Origin of the sequence: Rhodococcus sp. NPDC047139, from assembly GCF_040643435.1 — a bacterium.
GTDB lineage: Bacteria > Actinomycetota > Actinomycetes > Mycobacteriales > Mycobacteriaceae > Rhodococcus.
On the sequence record NZ_JBEYUH010000007.1, the window covers coordinates 225,952 to 247,556 of the forward strand.

Genomic DNA, 21,605 nt, shown 5'->3' on the forward strand with positions numbered 1-21,605 from the left:
TCGGCGAAGACGCATATCGTCTGTGCATGACCAGTTGGCCCGATCTTCTCGCTCTGGAACTGCTCGTCGGGATCGACGACCGGGGCGGACTCGGTGCCGCTGCCCGAGCTGCCGGTCTGGCTCAGCCCAACGCGACCCGCGCCCTCCGCCGGCTCGAACGGCAGCTGGGGGTCGTTCTCGTACGCCGGGGCCGTACCGGGTCGGTACTCACTCCCGAAGGCACGGTGGTGGCGCACTGGGCGCGGGAGGTGCTCGCCGACGCCGGTCGCCTGCTCGACGCCGCTGCCGCCCTGCGCGTAGAGCAGCAACCCGAACTGATCGTCGCCGCGTCCATGACCGTCGCCGAACATCTCATCCCGCGATGGCTCGGCGCCTTCCGCCTGATCCGGGACGACGTCCAGATCCAGCTGCAGGTCCACAACTCGGTGCGAGTGTGCGAGGTCGTCGCGGACGGCGGATGCCATGTCGGGTTCGTGGAAGGGCCGACCGTTCCCGGTGGATTGCACAGTGTGGCGGTGGCACGCGACCGCCTCCTCGTGGTCGTGCCACCGGGGCATTCGTGGGCGCGGCGACGCCGTCCGCTCACCGTGGCCGAACTCGCCGCCACTCCGCTGGTCGTGCGCGAGGAGGGTTCCGGAACGCGCCGCACCCTCGATCTCGCCCTTCAGGAGTACGAACGAGCGACGCCCCTGCTCGAACTCGGGAGCGGGGCTGCGGTCCGTACGAGTGTGCTCGACGGCACCGGACCGGCCGTGCTCAGCACTCTCGCGGTGGAGGAGCATCTGGGCTCCGGTCGGCTGGTGTCGGTCGAGGTGGACGGCCTCGACCTGCAACGCGTGCTGCGCGCGGTCTGGCGGCCTCCGCGGGCGCTCTCCGGTCCGGCCGGGGAGCTGATCCGCATGATCACGCGTGGCCGCTGACGCCGGTCACGTCCGCGAGTGGCGTAGCGCACCGATACCTGCTGCCACGACGAAGGCGATACCCACGGCGGCGAGGGGCTCGACGAGTTGGCCGAGAACCACGAGACCTGCGAGTGCGGCCGCGGCCGGTTCGAGCGCGATGAGGATGGCGAACACCTTCGGCGGAAGGTCGCGCAGGGCGCGTATCTCGAGCGTGTACGGAATCGCCGACGACAGCAGCGCCACGGCGAGGCCCGCGAGAGCGAGGTCGGGCCGGACGAGCTGCGTGCCGGCCGACACCGCCCCGAACGGCAGGACGACGACGGCTGCGATGGCAGTGGCCCCGGCCAGACCGGCGGACCCGGGCAGGGTCGTGGCCACGCGCGAGCCGGCCACGATGTACCACGCCCATCCCGCTGCGGCGACCAGCGCGAAGGCGACGCCCACCGGATCGAGTCCGGTGGAGAGCCCGGCCCCGTCGCCGACGCCGAGCAGCGCCACCCCGGCCGACGCGAGCAGAAGCCACAGTGCGTCCCGGGCGCGTCGCGACAGTATCGCGGCCAGTCCGAGCGGTCCGAGGAACTCGATGGTGACGGTCGCGGCCAGGGGCAATCGCGTCAGCGCAGCATAGAAGGCGGTGTTCATCAGAGCGAGACTCGCGCCGAGCATCGCTACGGTCTGCCACTGCAGGCGTGTCCACCGCCGCATCGGAGGCCGGGTGAACACGCACAGGATCGCGGCCGCGAAGACGAGACGCAGGGTCACGGTGCCGAGCGCGCCCGCCCGGTCGAACAGGGTCGCGGCGAATGCTGCTCCGAACTGCATCGACAGCACTGCTCCGAGGACTGAGGCGACCGGCACGACGGAATGTGCGCGGTCGCCGTGGCTCATCACGTCAGTCTGTCCGAAAAGGGCGAAGGCCGCGCCCGCAGAAAACAATCATGAGTGCTTGATTTTGTGGAGGCGACGTGTGACGCTTGCCGCATGGCCGATCTGAACGCGGTGCTCGACGATCTCCGCGCCGAAGGTGACGACCTCGACGAGCTCGTCGCGAATTTGTCCGAAGACGCCTGGAAGTTGCCCACTCCCGCTTCCGGCTGGACCGTAGCCCACCAGATCGGCCACCTGTTGTGGACCGACCGGGCAGCACTGACCGCGATACGTGAGCCGGATGCCTTCGTCGCGATGGTCGAAGCGGCGTTCGGGAATCCGCTGGGCTTCGTCGATGCCGGCGCCGACGAACAGGCCGCCCGCCCCCCGGCCGATCTGCTCGCCGACTGGCGCGACACGCGCCGTGAGCTGGCGGACGCTCTCGCCGAGGTGCCGCGCGGCTCGAAGATCCTGTGGTTCGGGCCGCCGATGTCCCCGGCCTCGATGGCGACTGCACGGCTGATGGAGACCTGGGCGCACGGAGGAGATATCGCAGACGCGCTCGGTGTCGCCCGAACGCCCACCGCCCGCTTGAAGAACATCGCGCATCTCGGAGTACGGACCCGCGACTTCGCATACATCATCCGCGATCGCACGCCACCGGCCGAACCGTTCCGCGTAGCACTCACCGCCCCCGACGGTGAGTCGTGGGAATGGGGGCCGAGTGATGCGACGCAGTCGGTCACCGGACCGGCTCTCGATTTCTGCCTGTTGGTCACCCAGCGCATCCACCGCGACGACACCAGCCTCGTCGCCGACGGCACCGACGCCGACGAATGGCTCGGCCTGGCCCAGGCTTTCGCCGGGGCTCCCGGGACCGGGCGCGCACCTCTCTCGTCCGGTTCCTGAGCGGACTCGCTCGCCGCCGGCCATCGCAACGACAGTTCGGAGACACCGTCAGTATGTGGACCACACCCGAGCGCCGTGCGCTCCGCGAGACCGTCACCGGCTTCGTGAATCGCGAGATCCTTCCGTACCTCGACGAGTGGGAGCGGGCGGGGGAGTTGCCCCGCGAACTGCATCGCACGGCTGCGAAAGTCGGTCTGCTGGGCGTCGGGTTCCCCGAGGAGGTCGGTGGTTCCGGCGGAGACGGCGCAGACACGCTGACCGTTTGCGAGGCGTTCCACGAAGCGGGTGCCTCCGGAGGGGCGTTCTCGTCCCTGTTCACCTGCGGAATCGCGCTTCCGCACCTCATCGCTGCCGGCGACCCCGGCCAGATCGACAGGTGGGTACGCCCCACGCTCGAAGGCGAACTCATCGGGTCGCTGGCAATCACCGAACCGGGTGGCGGCTCCGATGTCGGCCACCTCACCACTACAGCGGTGCGCGACGGTGATCACTACGTCGTCAACGGTGCCAAGACCTACATCACCTCGGGGTGCCGAGCCGATTTCGTGGTCACGGCCGTCCGTACCGGAGGTCCCGGCGCCGGGGGAGTCTCGCTCCTCGTGATCGAGAAGGACAGCCCCGGATTCACGGTCTCCCGCAAGCTCGACAAGATGGGCTGGCGCGCGTCGGACACCGCAGAGCTGTCCTTCTCCGACGTACGCGTCCCCGTCGGCAACCTCGTCGGTGCCGAGAACACGGGCTTCTGGCAGATCGCGCAAGGTTTCGTGTCCGAACGGATCGCCCTCGCCGCACAGGCCTATTCCGGTGCGCAGCGGTGTCTCGACCTGACGGTCGCCTGGTGCCGAACTCGCGAGACCTTCGGCCGGCCGCTGATCACCCGGCAGTCCGTGCAGCGCACGCTCTCCGAGATGACCCGTCGCATCGACGTCGCTCGCGTCTACACCCGATACGTCACCGAGCGGGCCGTCGCGGGCGAGACCGACCTGATCGCGGAGGTGTGTTTTGCGAAGAACACCGCCGTCGAGGCGGGGGAGTGGGTTGCGCATCAGGCGGTGCAATTGTTCGGCGGACTGGGTTACATGGCCGAATCCGAGGTCGAACGGCAGTACCGCGACATGCGCATCCTCGGCATCGGCGGCGGCACCACCGAGATCCTCACCGAACTCGCAGCCAAGAGGCTGGGATACGGCGCCTGATCCCACATCCGAAACAACCGCATCCGCAAACGACCGGAAGGCATCTTGTGAGCATCATCGAAACCGCCGAGCAGAAGGAACTGCGCGCTGCGGTGGCGGCGCTGGCAGAACGCTACAACTACGTCGACTACGTGCTCCCCAAGTCGCGCGAGCACCAGCCGCTCACCGAACTGTGGGCCGAGGCGTCCAAGCTCGGTTTCCTCGGCGTGAACCTCCCGGAGGAATACGGGGGCGGTGGCGCCGGCATCTACGAACTCGCACTCGTACAGGAGGAGCTCTCCGCCAAGGGGTGTGGCCTGCTGCTCGTGGTGGTCTCACCCGCGATCTGCGGAACGATCATCTCCAAGTACGGCACCGAGGCCCAGAAGCAGCAGTGGCTCCCGGGCCTCGCCGACGGCTCGCGCATCATGGCCTTCGGTATCACCGAGGCCGACGCCGGTTCCAACTCGCACAACATCACCACCATCGCGCGCCGCGACGGTGACGACTGGATCCTCTCGGGCAGCAAGGTGTACATCTCCGGTGTCGACCAGGCCGACGCCGTGCTCGTGGTCTCCCGGACCGAGGATGCCAAGACGGGCAAGCTCCGCCCCGCCCTGTTCATCGTGCCGACCGATGCGCCGGGGTTCACCAAGACCCCGATGGAGATGGACATCCTCGAGCCCGACTACCAGTTCTCCCTCTTCTTCGACGACGTGCGCCTTCCCGCCGACGCCCTCGTCGGCGAGCCGGAGGCCGCACTGATGCAGCTGTTCGCCGGGCTGAATCCCGAACGGATCATGGGTGCGGCGATGGCGGTCGGCATGGGCCGGTACGCCCTCGATGCCGCGGTGCGCTACGCCAACGAGCGCACCGTGTGGAAACAGCCCATCGGGGCGCATCAGGGCATCGCGCACCCGCTGGCACAGCGGAAGATCGAACTCGAACTCGCCAAGCTCATGATGCAGAAGGCCGCCGCCCTCTACGACGGCGGTGACGACTTCGGTGCCGCAGAGGCCGCGAACATGGCCAAGTACGCCGCGGGGGAGGCTGCGATCGCCGCCCTGGACCAGGCGATCCAGACTCACGGCGGCGCCGGGCTGACCCGTGAGTACGGTCTTGCGGCGATGCTGGGCGCCGCGCGGATCGCGCGCGTGGCACCGGTCAGCCGGGAGATGATCCTCAACTTTGTGGCCCAGCATTCGCTCGGCTTGCCGAAGTCGTACTAGACCGTGGCCTCGGACTCCGGAATCCCGGAGTCCGAGGGCAGGAGGGGTCCTGGTCGATCCGGCAGAGCAGAGTCTGCAGCAGGAAATCGAGAGACCATCGCAGCGAGCTCACGTCCTGCAGGGGCAGGCTCTGCTGGTATCCCACGAGCGAGTACAGGGCTGTGCGGGCGAACTGCTCCGCCGTTTCCTTCGGTCCGAGAATGGGTGCCACCGCTTCGGCCACCACGGCGTAGCGGAGTTCGTCCACCTGGCACTGCACCTCGTGGACTCTCGGGTCGCTGTGCGCCCAACCTCGGATGGCGGACTCGGCGGAGTGCGGCAGTCCGCATGCGAAGTCGATGAGCAACCGAAGTCGTCGGGGCATCGAACCTTCGAGGCGCGCCGCGGCAGTGAGCTGGAGAGTCTGGTGCTCGAGCCAGTGCTGGAGGAATTCTTCCTTGAAGTGCCTCCAGCTCTCGAAATAGTTGTAGAACGAGCCGGTCGTCACCTCCAGGTGACTGCACAGTCTCGCCTGCTTCAGTCCGGCATGGTCGTTGGTGGCCAGGATGGCCAAGGCGGCGTCGAAGTAGTCCTCGCGCCTGACGATGGTCGCCACTAGGTGCTCCCCTTTCACCCCGACCTGATCTATGAGTGTACGGATGATGAGCTTTGCGTACGGTTCTGTGGTGTACGTATACCCGTTCGGCATGAGAACAGTCGTGACGGGACGAGGAGGTCGACGCGATGGTCCGGGAGCCGAAGCAGGACCGCAGTCGCGCCACGCGGCGGCGACTGCTCGAAGCGACGATCGATTGCCTCGCCGAGTCGGGATGGGCCGCAACCACAGTGGGGGTAGTGGCCGAACGGGCGGGAGTTTCGCGTGGAGCGACCCAGCATCACTTCCCCACCCGCGAGGATCTCATCACCGCGGCGCTCGAGTTCATGTTCGACAGCCGTATCGAACGCGTGCGCACCGAAACGTTCGATGTGCCGGGCGGTGTGACCCGCACGGAAGCGGTCGTCGAGCGGATCGTCGACCAGTGCACCGGCAACATGTTCAAAGCTGCTCTGCAGGTGTGGACGGCTGCGGCAGCCGACCCCGCGTTGCGTGAAATGCTCCTGCCGCTCGAGGAGAAGTTCGGGCGTGTCTCGCACGCCGTGGCCGTCGAGCAGCTGCGCGCCGACGACACCGATCCGGTTGTCCACCGGATGGTCCAGGCGACATTGGATCTCGCGCGGGGCCTGGGTCTGGCCGACGTGTTGACGGACGACTCGTCCCGTCGACGCGAGATCGTCCGGCACTGGGCCACACAGCTCGATGCGGTGCTGGACGAGTCCAGGAGTCGCCGCACGCAGGCGGGTTCGGCTCGGTAGTCTTCCGGCCATGCCTGGCCTGCGTATCGGAAGGACGACGGCTGTCGTGGTGACGGCCGCGGCCGTCGGCCTCGGTGCAGTGGCATGCGGGGAATCCGGCGACGCCGGGCAGTCCGCAGCTCCGGCGACCTCGTCCGTGACCCGGCCCGGTCCGTTGTTCGACGAGTGCGGCGCCCTCTCCGACGACGAGGTGGCGGCAGCCTTCGGTCTCGGAGCGTTCACCACGGTGACGCGCAATTCGGTGGGTTGCCAGTGGGAGAATTTCGTCGGTGGTCCCAGCGTGAGCTTCTCGTGGTATCGGGGAAGTCCCATCGGTCGTGAACGCGCCGGCTCGGATCTCATCGGCAGGCCCGCCGTGGACGTCGAGATCGGCGGACGAGCCGGATTCATGGGGTCCTATCAGAACGAGATCGGGCAGACCACCCTGTGTGAGATCGGCGTGGACTTCGGGGGCGACTTCATTCACTGGTCGATCTCGTACTCGAACTTCACACCCGCCGCGGACGCATGTGTGGTCGCACGCGACCTGGCGACGACGAGCGTCGAGAGGGTGCAGAAATGACCGGCGAGCGGGTCCGCGCCTGCGCTACCGGTCTGGCCGGCCTGCTGACGGTGTCGGCTCTGCTCACCGGTTGCACGCGCAGCATCGAAGGGCAACCGGTGCCGGAGGGTGCGGGCGGCGGTGCCGGTGGTGGGGGTACCGAGTACACCCGGCTGCTGACCGAGTGCGATGCGGTCGCCGACGAGAAAATCGCCGAAGCAGTGGGTGCGGATTTCGTCTATCGCGGATTCTTCGGCGCGATCTGCCGGTGGGACGGCGAAGGACCCACCGGAGTAGTGAAAATCACGTTCAACTGGTTCGAGACAGGTTCACTCGATCACGAACGGGCCGCCGGTGAGGGGCTCGGGTACGAGATCGAGGACACCACGATCGAAGGCCGGCGGGCTCTGCAGATGCGCCGACCGGGTGATCCCCTGTCGTGTGGGGTCAGTTCCGGCGCCTCGACGACAGGCATCTTCGGTTGGTGGGTGCAATACACCTCCGGAGGAATGGACCCCTGCGAAGCTGCTGCTACGTTGGCTCGGCTCACCCTGAACCTCAGCAGTTGACGGTGTGGGCGGATCCTCGGAGAAGAGCGCCGCATCACTTTGACCTCATGCGCGCCCGACGGGTATCGTTGTGGGTCGTGTCCGGCATGCCCGGGCCGGTCTGTGTGCCTATGCGAGGTAGTGCCGTGCGCGCGGTCTGTAGAAATCTGCAGGTGCGAGCCCCCGGCTGCCTGTGTGGGGGTACGCGACACACCCGACCTCGTGTGCACACGAGGGGCGAGTGAGGGGCAGCAGCTTTCTTGCCCCAACCGATGGATCCCTAATTTCAGAACAGCCGAGGTTGCTCGTAGTGAGCAGCTTCAGACAACGAAGAAAGCCGGTTAATGCCAACCATCAATCAGCTGGTCCGCAAGGGCCGCCGCGACAAGGCCACCAAGGTCAAGAGCGCGGCGCTCAAGGGCAGCCCCCAGCGCCGCGGCGTGTGCACTCGCGTGTACACCACCACCCCGAAGAAGCCGAACTCGGCTCTGCGGAAGGTCGCCCGTGTGCGCCTGACCTCTCAGGTCGAGGTCACCGCCTACATCCCCGGTGAGGGCCACAACCTCCAGGAGCACTCGATGGTGCTCGTGCGTGGCGGTCGTGTGAAGGACCTCCCGGGTGTGCGCTACAAGATCATCCGCGGTTCGCTCGACACCCAGGGTGTCAAGAACCGCAAGCAGGCTCGCAGCCGCTACGGAGCGAAGAAGGAGAAGGGCTGATGCCACGTAAAGGTCCCGCTCCCAAGCGCCCGTTGATCGCCGATCCGGTCTACGGATCGCCGCTGGTCACCCAGCTGGTCAACAAGATCCTTCTGGACGGCAAGAAGTCCACCGCCGAGCGCATCGTCTACCAGGCGCTCGAGCAGGCACGCGAGAAGACCGGCACGGATCCGGTCGTCACCCTCAAGCGCGCGCTGGACAACGTCAAGCCCGCCCTCGAGGTTCGCAGCCGCCGCGTCGGTGGCGCCACCTACCAGGTGCCGGTCGAGGTTCGCCCCGGTCGTTCCACCACCCTCGCGCTGCGCTGGCTGGTGACCTTCGCGCGTCAGCGTCGCGAGAAGACCATGGTCGAGCGGCTCGCCAACGAGCTCCTCGACGCGAGCAACGGCCTCGGCGCATCCGTGAAGCGCCGCGAGGACACGCACAAGATGGCTGAAGCCAACAAGGCGTTCGCGCACTACCGCTGGTGAGTCGACGCCGGCCGGGAGGCCTGTCATCACGGACCTCCCGGCCGGCTGCTCGCACAACTGTGTCGGTCCCGTAAAGGCCGGCTGACAACACAAGAACATGTGGTCCGCACCCAAGGACCGACACGAGCTACGAGCGGGGTTACCTGTGGCACAGGAAGTGCTGACCGACCTGAACAAGGTCCGCAATATCGGCATCATGGCGCACATCGATGCCGGCAAGACCACCACCACCGAGCGCATCCTCTTCTACACCGGTGTCAATTACAAGATCGGTGAGACCCACGACGGTGCCTCGACCACCGACTGGATGGAGCAGGAGAAGGAGCGGGGTATCACCATCACCTCCGCTGCCGTGACCTGCTTCTGGAACAAGAACCAGATCAACATCATCGACACCCCCGGCCACGTCGACTTCACGGTCGAGGTCGAGCGGTCGCTGCGCGTCCTCGACGGCGCGGTCGCCGTGTTCGACGGCAAGGAGGGCGTCGAGCCCCAGTCCGAGCAGGTCTGGCGACAGGCTGCCAAGTACGACGTCCCGCGCATCTGCTTCGTCAACAAGATGGACAAGATGGGCGCGGACTTCTACTTCACCGTGCAGACGATCATCGACCGCCTCGGAGCGAAGCCGCTGGTTCTGCAGCTTCCCATCGGTGCCGAGGACAACTTCGACGGTGTCGTCGACCTCGTCGAGATGAAGGCCATCACCTGGCGCGGCGTCACCGAGATCGGTGCCGAGCCGACCATCGAGGAGATCCCGGCCGATCTCGCCGACAAGGCTGCCGAGTACCGCGAGAAGCTGCTCGAGACGGTCGCCGAGTCCGACGAAGAGCTCATGGAGAAGTACTTCGGCGGCGAAGAGCTCACCGTCGACGAGATCAAGGGCGCCATCCGCAAGCTGACGGTCGCCTCCGAGCTGTACCCGGTGCTCTGCGGCTCCGCGTTCAAGAACAAGGGCATCCAGCCCATGCTCGACGCGGTCATCGACTACCTGCCGAACCCGCTCGACATCGGCGACGTCATCGGCCACGCGGTCGGTAACGAAGAAGAGGAGATGCGTCGTAAGCCCTCGAAGGACGAGCCGTTCTCCGCGCTCGCCTTCAAGATCGCTGCGCACCCCTTCTTCGGCAAGCTGACCTTCGTCCGCGTGTACTCCGGCCGGATCGACTCGGGCACCCAGGTGCTCAACTCGACCAAGGGCAAGAAGGAACGCGTCGGCAAGCTGTTCCAGATGCATGCCAACAAGGAGAACCCGGTCGACGAGGCCGTGGCCGGCCACATCTACGCGATGATCGGCCTGAAGGACACCACGACCGGCGACACCCTGTGCGCGCAGGACGCCCCGATCGTGCTCGAGTCCATGACCTTCCCGGACCCGGTCATCCAGGTCTCCATCGAGCCGAAGTCGAAGGCCGACCAGGAGAAGCTGTCGACGGCTATCCAGAAGCTCGCCGAAGAGGACCCGACCTTCTCGGTCGAGCTCGACGACGAGACCGGCCAGACCGTCATCGGCGGTATGGGCGAGCTCCACCTCGACATCCTCGTCGATCGCATGAAGCGCGAGTTCAAGGTCGAGGCCAACGTCGGCAAGCCGCAGGTCGCCTACCGCGAGACGATCACCAAGCCGGTCGAGAAGCTCGAGTTCACGCACAAGAAGCAGACCGGTGGATCCGGCCAGTTCGCGAAGGTCATCATCGGCCTCGAGCCCTTCGTGGGCGAGGACGGCGCGACCTACGAGTTCGAGAACAAGGTCACCGGCGGTCGCATCCCCCGCGAGTACATCCCCTCGGTGGACGCGGGTGCTCAGGACGCCATGCAGTACGGTGTGCTCGCCGGCTACCCGCTGGTGAACCTGAAGGTCACCCTCATCGACGGTGCGTACCACGACGTCGACTCGTCCGAAATGGCGTTCAAGATCGCAGGCTCGCAGGCACTGAAGGAAGCGGCCCGCAAGGCTGCCCCGGTGATCCTCGAGCCTCTGATGGCGGTCGAGGTCACCACCCCCGAGGACTACATGGGTGAAGTGATCGGCGACCTGAACTCCCGCCGTGGCCAGATCCAGGCCATGGAGGAACGCAGTGGTGCCCGTGTCGTGAAGGCGCTGGTTCCGCTCTCGGAGATGTTCGGTTACATCGGTGATCTGCGGTCGAAGACCCAGGGCCGCGCGAACTTCTCCATGGTGTTCGATTCCTACGCAGAGGTTCCCTCGAACGTCTCGAAGGAAATCATCGCCAAGGCGACCGGAGAGTAGCCTTCGGGTTATCCCTCGGTCACCTGCACGACCAAGTAATACAAACCGCACTGCTGCATACTGCAAGCAACAACAGTCCAGGAGGACATCCAGTGGCGAAGGCGAAGTTCGAGCGGACCAAGCCGCACGTGAACATCGGCACCATCGGTCACGTCGACCACGGCAAGACCACCACCACGGCTGCGATCACCAAGGTGCTTGCCGACAAGTTCCCCGACCTGAACGAGAGCTTCGCTTTCGATCAGATCGACAAGGCACCTGAGGAGAAGGCTCGTGGTATCACGATCAACATCTCCCACGTCGAGTACCAGACCGAGAAGCGCCACTACGCGCACGTCGACGCCCCGGGTCACGCGGACTACATCAAGAACATGATCACGGGTGCCGCCCAGATGGACGGTGCGATCCTGGTCGTGGCCGCCACCGACGGCCCGATGCCGCAGACGCGCGAGCACGTGCTGCTCGCCCGCCAGGTCGGCGTTCCCTACATCCTCGTCGCCCTGAACAAGGCCGACATGGTCGACGACGAGGAAATCCTCGAGCTCGTCGAGATGGAGGTGCGCGAGCTCCTCGCCTCGCAGGAGTTCGACGAGAACGCTCCGGTCGTTCCGATCTCGGCTCTCAAGGCTCTCGAGGGTGACGAGAAGTGGGTTCAGTCGATCGTCGACCTCATGCAGGCCGTCGACGACTCCATCCCGGATCCGGTTCGTGAGACCGACAAGCCGTTCCTCATGCCCGTCGAGGACGTCTTCACGATCACCGGTCGTGGCACCGTCGTCACCGGTCGTATCGAGCGTGGCGTGATCAACGTCAACGAAGAGGTCGAGATCGTCGGCATCCGCCCCGATTCGACCAAGACCACGGTCACCGGCATCGAGATGTTCCGCAAGCTGCTCGACCAGGGCCAGGCCGGCGACAACGTCGGTCTCCTCGTCCGCGGCATCAAGCGCGAGGACGTCGAGCGCGGCCAGGTCGTCGTCAAGCCCGGCACCACCACTCCGCACACGGAGTTCGAGGGCCAGGCCTACATCCTCAACAAGGAGGAGGGCGGCCGCCACACGCCGTTCTTCAACAACTACCGTCCGCAGTTCTACTTCCGTACCACGGACGTGACGGGCGTTGTTACCCTCCCCGAGGGCACCGAGATGGTCATGCCCGGTGACAACACCGAGATGTCCGTCAAGCTGATCCAGCCGGTGGCCATGGACGAGGGCCTCCGCTTCGCGATCCGCGAGGGTGGCCGCACCGTCGGCGCCGGTCGCGTCACGAAGATCGTCAAGTGATCTGACAGCTCACCGAAGCGGGTAGCGCCCGCTGACGCTCGAACGGCGTCCACCCTCCTGGGTGGGCGCCGTTCGGCGTTTCGCGGTTGTGCCGCCCGCTCGGTCGTGGTGCTTCAGGCCGCCTCGATTGCGGCGAGCAGCATTCTGGAGGTCACCGCGACCATCCTGGCCCGATCCGACCGCCGGTGCCGTAGGAGGGCGATCCGCGAGCACAGGCTCGCCGTCGCGCCCATCACGATGAAGACCAGGTCGTCGAGTGCTGCGTCGTCGAGGTCCGGCCGTAACCGTGTGGGGATGATGCGTGCGAGCGGCCGCAGCGGTCCTTCGATCTCGGCCCACGCGAGTCCGAACTCGATTTCCTCGGAGGTGTACGACACCCGGAGAACGGGCGCGTGCTTCTCGAAGGCGGTGGTCAGGCTCTCCACCACCGTCACCATGGCGTCCTCCGGTTGCTGATCCATCGCGCGGCCGATCGCGGTGGACAGCGACGAGGTGATCGCATGGACGGCGTTCATACGCAGTTCGTCGAGCACGGCATCGACGTCGGGGAAGTACCGGTAGACCGTCCCGATGCTCACGTGGGCGTGTGCGGCCAGCGCCGTCGTACTGATCCGGGCAGCGGGACCACGCTCGAGCAACGCGTACGCGGAAGTGAGAATCAGTCGCCGAGTGTCGTGACTGCGCTGCTGGACGGGTCGTTTTCGGGGGCGCTTTCCAGCGCTTCTGCTGCCATGCGGGGAGCCCATGAAAAGTGAATAGTAAGTGAGTATTCCTCGTGTTTCCATGGATGCATGGATCGACGCATCCCCCGTGATCTCGTCAACGCCGACCTTGCGATACGCCGGTACGCCGACCTCGGCGAGCGCTGGCTCGACGGCATGTGGCAGGCCGACCCACTGGCCGACGCCGTGGTCGGCGACGACTTCGGTTCGACCTCCGCTACCGCCGCCGTCCGGATGGCTCTCGCCGACGGGATCGAGTCGGTGCCGAACGCACCGGAGTCGTTGCGCGCGCTGTTCGACTTCCTCGACGACGAGCCTTCCTGGGTCGACCACGCGCGTCTCGACAACGCGGCCGACGCGCTCGTGCGGCACACACCGATCCTCGGGATGGTGCTCGGTGCCGCGTCACTGCTGCGCGGCGCAGGCAACTTCATCGCCGGAAAGCCGCTTGCGCTCACCGGCCGGTATGTGGGGCAACCGGCGGTGCGTTCGGTCGAGGTGGGGGAGTGGCTGCGGCACGTTCTCACCCGGGGCGGAATGCGGCGTGACGGAGGCGGATTCGCTTTCACCGTGCGCGTGCGGCTCATCCACGCCCACGTGCGCAAGGGCATCGTCGCGAGCGGGATGTGGGACGAGGAGGCCTGGGGTGTCCCGATCCCGCAGTCGTACATGGCGCTCACGATGGCCGAGTTCGGGCACATCGCCGTCGAGGCGATGCAGACGCTCGGCGTGCGCTTCACCGACCGCGAGCTCGACGACATCTACCACCTGTGGCGCTATGTCGGGCACGTGATCGGGATGCGCGAGGAGCTGGCACTGCGCACCGAGCGCGACCACATCGCGGTCGAGGAGCTGTACCGGCTCACGTCGCCGGGGCCGAGCGACGAGGACCGGCAGTTCGTCACCGCGCTCACCGAGCAGTATCTCGTGCCGGAACTCGCGAACCTGCTGCCCGGGGGCGCACCGATACGCACGACGGTCGCGCGCACGCTCATGCACTCGCTGCAGCGGGTGTTCATCGGGGACGCGGACGCCGACGCTCTGCGCATCCCCGACAACCCCCTCAAGCACGTTCTCGGTCGCGTCGGCCCGCTGCTCGCCCTCGGCAACCGCATCCAGGAACGCCGCTATCCCGACCGTGAGCGCACCACGCTGCGGGCCTACAAGGTGCGCGACGTAGCGATGGACCGGATGCGGGTGGACTATCGCGTCGAGCACGATCTGGTGGACGCGGCCAGGACGTAGACGCGCAGCAGGCTGCGGGGGCCGGAATGTGATCATGCGGCACCCACGGTTCTCAGCGGACGTCCACCGCCGGGTCGAGGTGCAACAGGACCTGGGTCGCCACATGGGCTCCACCGAGTGCTCGCGCGACCCGCTGGGCCGCATCCTCGGCCGCCTGCGTCAGTTCGGTGACGTCGACGGTCGGCTCGGCGTTGAGCACCACCGAGAGCGTCGGCAGGTGTCTTTCGACGACGGCCCGCCCACGTGCGGACCGCACGCCCGGCAGGGCGGACAGCTCGGCGGCGACACCGTCGGCGACCGGGCCGAGCTCGACACCGAGGGTGGCATCGGTGACCTGGTCGTAGAGCTGCACGGTAGAGGTGCGCCGCCGCGAGAGGTTGACCGCGAGCAGCGCGATGCCGAGCACGAGACCACCGGCGAGGACCGACCACAGGGCAGGCGTCCACCACGACTGATCCGGGACGTCGGTCACCCGGGGGCGGTCGAGACGGGAGAGTTGCTCGCGCGCGAAGGGAACCCGCCACACCCACGCGAGCGCGAACGCGCCCACCCCGGCGAGGACCAGGCCGGCCGCGAGGGTGACGAGCCGGTTCGCAAGCACGGTACGGAGTTTCACCGCGCCACCTCCACGACGAGTTCGACAGGATCGGCGAGCGCCGCGAGATTCGGGGCGACCGCCCCGCGCACGGAGGCGGTGATCTCGGCGACGGGAGTCTCGTCCTCGACCGAGATCCGCACCACGGCGCGCCGCCGGTCGACGACTGTGCGGGCCGTACGTACACCGGTCAGCGCGGAGGCGTGGGCGCTGCACATGCGTGCCACGTCGGTGCGCCGCATCCACACCGTGGGCGCCGGACCGGCGACCTGCAGCGGTACGTGCGTGCGGCGACGCGGTTTGAGGGCGACGGCTATCAGGACGAGCCCGAGGACGAGACAGGCTGCGGCGACGGGTGCGAGCCAGGTGTGCCAGTGCAGGCGCCCGAACCATTCGAAGGAGTTGCGCAGCCACGGAGCACCGTCGTACGTGCCGTTGACGATCAGCAGTTCGCGGGCGGCGGTGAACGCCAGCACGAGCGCTGCGATCGCGACGAGCGCCGCGGCGGGTGCCGCAGCGGGCGACGCCAGCGGAGGCAGGGGAGCCACCGTGGGAAGGTCCGGGTGCGGAGCGGTCCGCGCCGCGACGATGTCCGATTCGAGGTACTCCACAGGCGGCTGCGCTTCATCGGTCTCGCCGTCTTCGACGAGCGCGGTGGCGACGATGAGCACGTTGAGTTCACTGACGCGCAGACCCGTCAGCTCGTGCAGTTGCCGTTCGACGGCATCGTGAACCCGGCGGGTGAGCATCGCTGCGTCGTAAGGCCATTCGGCCGCGATGTAGAGATTCACCGCTACGGCCCTCGCGCCGGTGGAGATGTCTGCGCGAGGCAGATCCCTGCCGGTGAGGCGGAGAATGCCGCCTCCACTGTGGCGCACCACCCCGGGAACGCCGAGTGCGGCGGCCGCGGCGATCCGTTCGACGGCACGGTCCTTGACGACGAGGCTGCCGCGCTCGCCCGGGGCCTGTGCCGCCTGTCCGGAGGCCACATCCGCGGGGACGACGTTCTCGGGCGCGGCGTTCTCGGGTAGCGCGGGGTCAGCCACGGCCGCGGCTCCTGAGCAGGGCGCCGAGATCGAGGTGGCCGTCGCGGTGGGCGCCGACCGCGGCTCCGAGAGCGCCGAGCAGCACGCCGAACAACAGGCCGCTGAATCCACCGATGATCCCGGCAAGTGCGAGCAACAGTCCCGCGAGAAGCCCGACGGCGGTGTTGCTGACGGGTATGTGGTTCACGATTGCGCTCCTTCTCGTTCACCGGCGTCGACGTCTTCGATCGTCACCTGGACGGGCACATCCACCAACGGTGCCACCCGGACGCGGACGGCGTCGGCGACGGCCGGGAGATCCGCGGGGATCCGCACGACGATGTGCACCGCGCAGATCTGATCGGTCAGCCGCACTCCTTCGACGCGTCGCCCCGGCAGATAGGTCGCGACTTCCCCGAAAGCGCCGTGGTGCAGACCAACGACGCCGGGAACGGCCAGCGCTGCTTCCGCGATCAGGTCGGCCGTGTCCGCCGGGGCCGCGGCTGGGGGAGTCACTGCACGCGGGGTTTGACGTCGTCGGTCAGGGCGGCCGCCTCTTCGTGGAGCATGACGTCGAAGACCGTGATGTTGACTTCGGTGACCTCGAGGCCCGTCATCCGCTCGACCGCCGCGATGACGTTCTGCCGGATGGCCACGGCGAGTTCGTGCAGCGCGACGCCGTATTCGGCGACGATGCCGATGTCGATCGCGGCCTGTCGTTCGCCGACCTCGACGGCCACGCCCTGACCGTGGTTGATGCGCGCGCCGGGGATGCGGTCGCGCAGCGCGCCCACCATCCGGGCGGTTCCGGCGCCCACCTCGATCACGCCGCTGATCTCGCGGGTCGCGAGTCCTGCGATCTTGGCCACCACCGCGTCCGCGATGATCGTCCGGCCCTGCGGGTCGGCGGGTCCGGAGAAGGTTCCGGCACCGAACTGAATGCGGCTGATACCTGCGCCGCTGTCGCTGGTCATGAGGGCTCCAAGGTAGATGTACCGGTCGTGTTCCGTGCTCGATTCCATTGTCCTCACGGTGTGTCGAACTCTAGTGCGCGAAGCGGGTGTGTCGCGCGTCGTCGCGGTTTGGTAAGAACGTGGGACACACAGGTGGGACATATCACTACCGGGCGACACGGGTATTCGTGTCACCCACGATTCGAAGGATGGCCGAGGGTGCCGAACGAGCGGGAGACCGAGATTGTGCCGGAGCGCGTCGTTGTCGTGGGCGCGGGCCTGGCGGCGGTGCGTACCGCCGAGGAATTGCGGCGCGCGGGGTACGAGGGCGAACTCGTCCTCGTCGGCGACGAGACGCACCTGCCGTACGACCGCCCTCCGTTGTCGAAGGATGTTCTGCGCGGCGACCGCGACGACACGACCCTTCGTCCCCGTGAGTTCTTCGACGAGAGCCGGATCGAACTGCGGCTCGGCGCCGCCGCACGGTCGGTCGACACCGCGGCGCGCACGCTGACCCTCACCGACGGCACCGAACTCGGGTACGACGAACTCGTCGTCGCCACCGGTCTGCGTCCCCGGCGCATCCCCGGTCTGCCCGAGCTCGCCGGAGTACACGTCCTGCGGTCGCTCGAGGACAGCCGGGCTCTGCGCGAGGCGATCGTTCCGGGTGCGCGCGCGCTGGTCGTCGGGGCCGGTTTCATCGGGTGCGAGGTCGCGGCGAGCCTGCGGGCGCGCGAAGTGGAGGTCGTGCTGGTCGAACCGCAGCCGACACCGCTCGCATCGGTGCTCGGTGCTCAGGTCGGAGACTTCGTCACCCGACTGCACGTCGCCGAAGGTGTCGACGTGCGTGCGGGGACCGGCCTGTCGGAGATCCGCGGCGACGGGCGGGTCACCTCCGCGGTCCTCTCGGACGGCAGCGAGATCGACGTCGATCTCGTCGTGCTCGGCATCGGATCCGTTCCGGCCACCGAGTGGCTCGAGGGGTCGGGTGTGGAGGTCGACAACGGTGTCGTGTGCGACGGCACGGGCCGCACCTCCACTCCACACGTGTGGGCCGTCGGCGATGTCGCGTCGTGGCAGGTACCTGCCGGTGGGCGCCGGCGCATCGAGCACTGGACGAACGCCGGTGAGCAGGCCTCCGTGCTCGCGAAGACACTCGTGGGAGCAGAGGCCGGCGCGGCCGCTCAGGTCCCCTACTTCTGGAGCGACCAGTACGACGTGAAGATCCAGGGTCTCGGTGCGATCACGGCCGGGGACACGGTGCACGTCGTGCGCGACGACGGCCGGAAGTTCCTTGCGTACTACGAGCGCGACGGCAAGCTCGTGGGTGTCGTCGGAGGCGGCCTGCCCGCGATGGTCATGAAGTCGCGCGCGAAGATCGCCGCGGGTGCACCGATCGGTGAGCTGCTCGCCGCCACGGTCTAGCTGTCGAAGCCGGGCGGGCGGCGCCGACCGCCGTCCTCCCGGCAGCGCGCCACCCGCTAGATTCGTGGGGTGATCGTTGCGCTCATCGACTCGGGTCTCGGGCTGTTGCCGACGTCCGCGTGGCTGCGACGGTTGCGTCCCGATCTCGATCTGATGCTGTCGATGGATCCCGAGGGTGCGCCGTGGGGGCCGAAGCCCTCGGAGTGGGTGATCGAGCGGGTCGTCACCACCGCTCGGCGCGCTGTGGACCGCGGCGCCGATGTGGTCGTACTTCCGTGCAATACCGCATCGGTGACCGCACTCGAGCACGTCCGGGCCGATCTCGGGCCATCGGTTCCGGTGGTGGGTACGGTTCCCGCCGTCAAGCCCGCGGCCGCGGCATGCGACTCTGTGGCGATCTGGGCGACCGCCGCGACCACCGCCAGCCGGTATCAGGCGAATCTCATCGAGCAGTTCGCGAACGGCGCCGAGGTCGTGGGGGTCGCCTGCCACGGACTCGCCGACGCGATCGACGCGGGCGACCGGGCGGCTGTCGCCGCCGCAGTCGCAGCAGCCGCCGAGCGCACCCCGCCCGACGTGCAAGGGGTCGTCCTCGGGTGCACCCACTATCCGCTGGTTGCCGAGACCATCACGGCCCACCTTCCGGCGGGGGTGCGTTTGTTCGACAGCGCCGAGGCCGTGGCCCGCCAGACCTTGCGCCGGATCGACGCGCTGGGACGGCCCGTGACGGGGGCGGGTCGCCTCGAGGTGTTCCGCAGTGGTGTGCCCGGTGAGTTACCGGCCGCGGCCACGGTCTTCGCCGCCGGCCGGGAGTTGGTCGTAGCCCCCGATCGTGCGCAGGGAGAGGACGTCGAGGACGCACCCTCCCGCTGAGCCGTCGAGCCCGCGGGAATACTTCGCCGAGCGAAGTACGTTGGGTGAAGGAGCATTCACCTCATCTGCTCCCGACGCTTCCGGAGGTCTCATGGCTGCTCCCTCACCACCGCGCGGTCGACTCCGCTCGTTCGGTTTCGTCGTCGCCGGCCTGGGAGCGTTCACCCTCACCGCGTCGTCGTCGGCACCGTCACCGCTGTATCCCGTCTATCAGCAGATGTGGGGCTTCTCTGCAGCGACGCTCACGGTGGTGTTCGCGGTCTACGTGCTCGCGCTGCTCGCGGCTCTCGTGACGGTGGGTTCACTGTCCGACCACGTCGGGCGCAGGCCGGTCATCGTGACGGCGCTGCTCGTGCTCGCCGCGAGCATGTTCGTCTTCGTGGCGTCTCCCGGTGTTGAATGGCTGATGGTCGCGCGGATCCTGCAGGGCCTCGCGGTCGGTGCGGCGACGAGTGCCGTTGCCGCCGCCGTGATCGAGATGCAGCCGACCGCGCACTCCGGGTCCCTCGTCAACACTGCGGCACCGTCGCTCGGACTCGCGCTCGGCGCTGCGGGAGCGGGTGTGCTCGTGCAGTTCGCGCCGTTTCCGACGGTCCTGAGCTATGCCGTCGTGGCAGCCCTCGCCCTCACCTTGGCGGTGGCGCTGGTCTTCGTTCCGGAGACCTCCCCCTCGGTGGGCTTCCCGTCACGCCGTGACGCACTGAGGAGCCTGATACCGAGCGCGTCGGTGCCGCGGGAGGTCCGGGGCCGGTATCTGCTCATCCTTCCCAGCCTGATGTCGGCGTGGGGGCTCGGTGGTCTGTACATGTCTCTGGGACCGTCGATCGTCGACACGGTCTTCGGTGTCGACAACAGGCTCGCGGCAGGGCTGGTAATCGCCACCCTGTTCACTTCGGGCACCCTCGCCGCGACCACGATGGCCCGTCGCGACCCGCATCGCGTCGTGGTTGCCGGAGCCGTGCTGCTCGCCACAGGGCTGGCTGTGGTGATCACCGCGCTGCTCACGGGCTGGGTCGCGGTGTACTACGTGGGCACCGCAGTCGCCGGATTCGGATGGGGATCGACCTTCGTCGGGGCGATGAGCGTGGTCGGTTCCCTGGGGCGGGCCGATGAACGCGGCCGGATCTTCGCGGCCACCTTCGTGATCTGCTATTTCGCGTTCTCGGTGCCCGCGATGGCCGCGGGAGTGGCGGCCGGCTCGTTCGGGCTGACATCCACGGCCGTGGGCTACGGCGTGGTGGTGGCCGTGCTGGCACTCGTGGCCGGGGCCGGTGTGCTGATGCGCACACCGAAGCCCGACTCGGTCCGAGCGCAGACGGTGCCCGCGCCGATTCGCTCGTAGGCACGGGCACCGTCTGCGCGGCCGGGATGCCGCGCGGGGGAATTCGGAGGGTCAGAACTCGATCTTGAGGTGATCGGTCACCGGGCGTGCCTGGCAGCCCAGGATGTAGCCGGCTTCGATGTCCTCGGGATCGAGCACGTCGCAGTGCTCCATCTCGACCTTGCCCTCGAGCACGGTGCACGCACACGACCCGCATTCGCCCTCCTGGCACGAATACGGCACGTCGAGGCCCTTGGCCAGCATGATGTCGACGAGGGTCTGCTTGCGCGGCCAGGACAGTTCGTGGACCACCCCGTCGAGTTCGACCTCGACGGTCGCGGCATCGGCGGCATCCTCGTCGCTGATCTCGACCGGGGCCTGGTCGGCGAAGGGGTCGCCCGACAGCGAGTTGAAGACCTCCGCGTGGACTCGCGCACGAGGCATCCCCACCGAGTGAAGTGCCTGGTGGACGGTGTCCATGAACGGTCCGGGGCCGCACATGAACGCTTCGTACGACTCGTAGGGCGCTGCGAGCGTGGCGAGCTGATCGGCGGTGGGAAGCCCCTGAACGGATTCGAGCCAGTGGACGACGGTCAGCCGGGTCGGATACTTCTCCGCGAGGGAACGCAGCTCCTCCGCGAAGATGACCGAGTTCTCGTCGCGGTTGGCGTAGATCAGTACCACCTTGCCGCTGCCCTGGGTGAGTGCGGACTTGAGGATCGAGATCACCGGGGTGATGCCGCTGCCTCCACCGAAGAGCAGGAAGTCGTGATCGAGCGACTTCGGGGTGAACACCCCGGCGGGAGGGAGGACCTCGATGGTCTGCCCGGCCGCCACGTTGTCGCACAGCCAGTTCGAGCCGTAGCCGTCGGACGTGCGCTTGACGGTCACCTTGGGGGCATCGTCGGTGTACGGCGAGCTGGCGAGCGAATAGCAGCGTGCCACCGAGCCCGTCCGGTCGCTCGGGATGCGGAGGGTGAGGAACTGACCGGGCCGGTAGGCGAACTTCTCGCGCAGTTCGTCCGGGACGGCGAACACGATCGACCGCGCGTCGGCCGTCTCCTCGACGACGGCGGACACGGTGAGGATCACCGACCGTGAGCCGTGGGGCACCTCGACAGTCGTCATGGGTAGTTCTCGTCCTCTCCTGCAAAGATGGCCGCGCCCGACCCGAATCTAGAACGTGTTCTAATTCAGATTAC

At 67.6% G+C, this 21,605-nt stretch carries 24 protein-coding genes; 15 read left to right on the forward strand and 9 right to left on the reverse strand.

Features of this window, described 5'->3' with window-relative positions; translation table 11 throughout:
* The first annotated feature begins 26 nt into the window (after positions 1-26).
* Positions 27-920: a LysR family transcriptional regulator gene (locus tag ABZ789_RS11940; protein ID WP_358423751.1), complete on the forward strand. Its 894-nt coding sequence runs from the start codon at positions 27-29 to the stop codon at positions 918-920.
* 6 nt (positions 921-926) lie between these two features.
* Here the strand turns inward: ABZ789_RS11940 and ABZ789_RS11945 are convergent, their stop codons facing one another.
* Positions 927-1,790: an EamA family transporter gene (locus ABZ789_RS11945; protein ID WP_358423754.1), complete on the reverse strand. Its 864-nt coding sequence runs from the start codon at positions 1,788-1,790 to the stop codon at positions 927-929.
* Between the two features lie 93 nt (positions 1,791-1,883).
* Between ABZ789_RS11945 and ABZ789_RS11950 the strand changes: the two genes are divergently transcribed.
* The 3 genes from ABZ789_RS11950 to ABZ789_RS11960 are packed head-to-tail and all read left to right on the forward strand — an operon-like array spanning position 1,884 to position 5,082.
* On the forward strand, positions 1,884-2,678 hold the full coding sequence (locus tag ABZ789_RS11950; RefSeq protein ID WP_358423757.1) for a TIGR03084 family metal-binding protein: 795 nt from the start codon (positions 1,884-1,886) through the stop codon (positions 2,676-2,678).
* Positions 2,679-2,731: 53 nt separating this feature from the next.
* Complete coding sequence (locus tag ABZ789_RS11955; protein WP_358423759.1) at positions 2,732-3,874, forward strand: acyl-CoA dehydrogenase family protein; 1,143 nt, start codon at positions 2,732-2,734, stop codon at positions 3,872-3,874.
* Positions 3,875-3,921: 47 nt separating this feature from the next.
* Positions 3,922-5,082, forward strand: a complete 1,161-nt coding sequence (locus ABZ789_RS11960; protein ID WP_358423762.1) for an acyl-CoA dehydrogenase family protein — start codon at positions 3,922-3,924, stop codon at positions 5,080-5,082.
* On the opposite strand, the gene ABZ789_RS11965 is transcribed toward ABZ789_RS11960, so the two are convergent.
* Positions 5,036-5,677 carry a TetR/AcrR family transcriptional regulator gene (locus tag ABZ789_RS11965; protein WP_358423766.1) on the reverse strand — a complete coding sequence of 214 codons (642 nt, stop codon included), beginning with the start codon at positions 5,675-5,677 and terminating at the stop codon, positions 5,036-5,038. The genes ABZ789_RS11960 and ABZ789_RS11965 overlap by 47 nt on opposite strands.
* A gap of 128 nt (positions 5,678-5,805) precedes the next feature.
* Between ABZ789_RS11965 and ABZ789_RS11970 the strand changes: the two genes are divergently transcribed.
* The 7 genes from ABZ789_RS11970 (at position 5,806) to tuf (ending at position 12,244) form a co-directional block, all read left to right on the forward strand.
* On the forward strand, positions 5,806-6,435 hold the full coding sequence (locus ABZ789_RS11970) for a TetR/AcrR family transcriptional regulator (RefSeq protein WP_358423769.1): 630 nt from the start codon (positions 5,806-5,808) through the stop codon (positions 6,433-6,435).
* A 10-nt stretch (positions 6,436-6,445) separates the two neighbouring features.
* A complete protein-coding gene (locus ABZ789_RS11975) occupies positions 6,446-6,997 on the forward strand; it encodes a DUF3558 domain-containing protein (protein ID WP_358423772.1) in 552 nt (183 codons plus the stop codon).
* A complete protein-coding gene (locus ABZ789_RS11980; RefSeq protein WP_358423775.1) occupies positions 6,994-7,545 on the forward strand; it encodes a DUF3558 domain-containing protein in 552 nt (183 codons plus the stop codon). Before ABZ789_RS11975 ends, ABZ789_RS11980 begins: the two co-directional genes overlap by 4 nt.
* A 323-nt stretch (positions 7,546-7,868) precedes the next feature.
* Positions 7,869-8,243, forward strand: a complete 375-nt coding sequence (rpsL, locus tag ABZ789_RS11985) for a 30S ribosomal protein S12 (RefSeq protein ID WP_241386411.1) — start codon at positions 7,869-7,871, stop codon at positions 8,241-8,243.
* Complete coding sequence (rpsG, locus tag ABZ789_RS11990; RefSeq protein ID WP_016690891.1) at positions 8,243-8,713, forward strand: 30S ribosomal protein S7; 471 nt, start codon at positions 8,243-8,245, stop codon at positions 8,711-8,713. The genes rpsL and rpsG overlap by 1 nt, the downstream gene beginning before the upstream one ends.
* A gap of 145 nt (positions 8,714-8,858) precedes the next feature.
* On the forward strand, positions 8,859-10,961 hold the full coding sequence (fusA, locus tag ABZ789_RS11995; protein ID WP_358423780.1) for an elongation factor G: 2,103 nt from the start codon (positions 8,859-8,861) through the stop codon (positions 10,959-10,961).
* A gap of 92 nt (positions 10,962-11,053) precedes the next feature.
* Positions 11,054-12,244 (forward strand): elongation factor Tu, encoded by a 1,191-nt coding sequence (gene tuf / locus ABZ789_RS12000; RefSeq protein WP_358423783.1) that lies wholly within the window; start codon positions 11,054-11,056, stop codon positions 12,242-12,244.
* A 113-nt stretch (positions 12,245-12,357) separates the two neighbouring features.
* Here the strand turns inward: tuf and ABZ789_RS12005 are convergent, their stop codons facing one another.
* Entirely contained in the window at positions 12,358-12,990 is a 633-nt protein-coding gene (locus ABZ789_RS12005) for a TetR/AcrR family transcriptional regulator (protein WP_358423786.1), read from the reverse strand.
* 45 nt (positions 12,991-13,035) lie between these two features.
* Between ABZ789_RS12005 and ABZ789_RS12010 the strand changes: the two genes are divergently transcribed.
* Positions 13,036-14,211 (forward strand): oxygenase MpaB family protein, encoded by a 1,176-nt coding sequence (locus tag ABZ789_RS12010; RefSeq protein WP_358423789.1) that lies wholly within the window; start codon positions 13,036-13,038, stop codon positions 14,209-14,211.
* Positions 14,212-14,263: 52 nt separating this feature from the next.
* Here the strand turns inward: ABZ789_RS12010 and ABZ789_RS12015 are convergent, their stop codons facing one another.
* The 5 genes from ABZ789_RS12015 to ABZ789_RS12035 are packed head-to-tail and all read right to left on the reverse strand — an operon-like array spanning position 14,264 to position 16,805.
* Positions 14,264-14,827, reverse strand: a complete 564-nt coding sequence (locus tag ABZ789_RS12015; RefSeq protein ID WP_358423792.1) for a hypothetical protein — start codon at positions 14,825-14,827, stop codon at positions 14,264-14,266.
* Positions 14,824-15,795 (reverse strand): DUF6286 domain-containing Asp23/Gls24 family envelope stress response protein, encoded by a 972-nt coding sequence (locus ABZ789_RS12020; RefSeq protein WP_358423918.1) that lies wholly within the window; start codon positions 15,793-15,795, stop codon positions 14,824-14,826. The genes ABZ789_RS12015 and ABZ789_RS12020 overlap by 4 nt, the downstream gene beginning before the upstream one ends.
* A gap of 49 nt (positions 15,796-15,844) precedes the next feature.
* Positions 15,845-16,039, reverse strand: coding sequence for a DUF2273 domain-containing protein (locus ABZ789_RS12025; RefSeq protein WP_358423795.1), 195 nt, complete (start codon positions 16,037-16,039; stop codon positions 15,845-15,847).
* Positions 16,036-16,347 (reverse strand): hypothetical protein, encoded by a 312-nt coding sequence (locus ABZ789_RS12030; RefSeq protein WP_358423798.1) that lies wholly within the window; start codon positions 16,345-16,347, stop codon positions 16,036-16,038. The genes ABZ789_RS12025 and ABZ789_RS12030 overlap by 4 nt, the downstream gene beginning before the upstream one ends.
* A complete protein-coding gene (locus ABZ789_RS12035; RefSeq protein WP_358423801.1) occupies positions 16,344-16,805 on the reverse strand; it encodes an Asp23/Gls24 family envelope stress response protein in 462 nt (153 codons plus the stop codon). The genes ABZ789_RS12030 and ABZ789_RS12035 overlap by 4 nt, the downstream gene beginning before the upstream one ends.
* Before the next feature lie 198 nt (positions 16,806-17,003).
* Between ABZ789_RS12035 and ABZ789_RS12040 the strand changes: the two genes are divergently transcribed.
* From ABZ789_RS12040 to ABZ789_RS12050, 3 genes are all read left to right on the forward strand, one after another.
* Entirely contained in the window at positions 17,004-18,209 is a 1,206-nt protein-coding gene (locus ABZ789_RS12040) for an FAD-dependent oxidoreductase (protein ID WP_358423804.1), read from the forward strand.
* 69 nt (positions 18,210-18,278) lie between these two features.
* A complete protein-coding gene (locus ABZ789_RS12045; RefSeq protein ID WP_358423807.1) occupies positions 18,279-19,082 on the forward strand; it encodes an aspartate/glutamate racemase family protein in 804 nt (267 codons plus the stop codon).
* A 91-nt stretch (positions 19,083-19,173) separates the two neighbouring features.
* A complete protein-coding gene (locus tag ABZ789_RS12050; protein ID WP_358423810.1) occupies positions 19,174-20,424 on the forward strand; it encodes an MFS transporter in 1,251 nt (416 codons plus the stop codon).
* Positions 20,425-20,475: 51 nt separating this feature from the next.
* Here ABZ789_RS12050 and ABZ789_RS12055 read toward each other — a convergent pair whose 3' ends face one another.
* Positions 20,476-21,531 carry a ferredoxin--NADP reductase gene (locus tag ABZ789_RS12055; protein ID WP_358423813.1) on the reverse strand — a complete coding sequence of 352 codons (1,056 nt, stop codon included), beginning with the start codon at positions 21,529-21,531 and terminating at the stop codon, positions 20,476-20,478.
* Between the last annotated feature and the right edge of the window lie 74 nt (positions 21,532-21,605).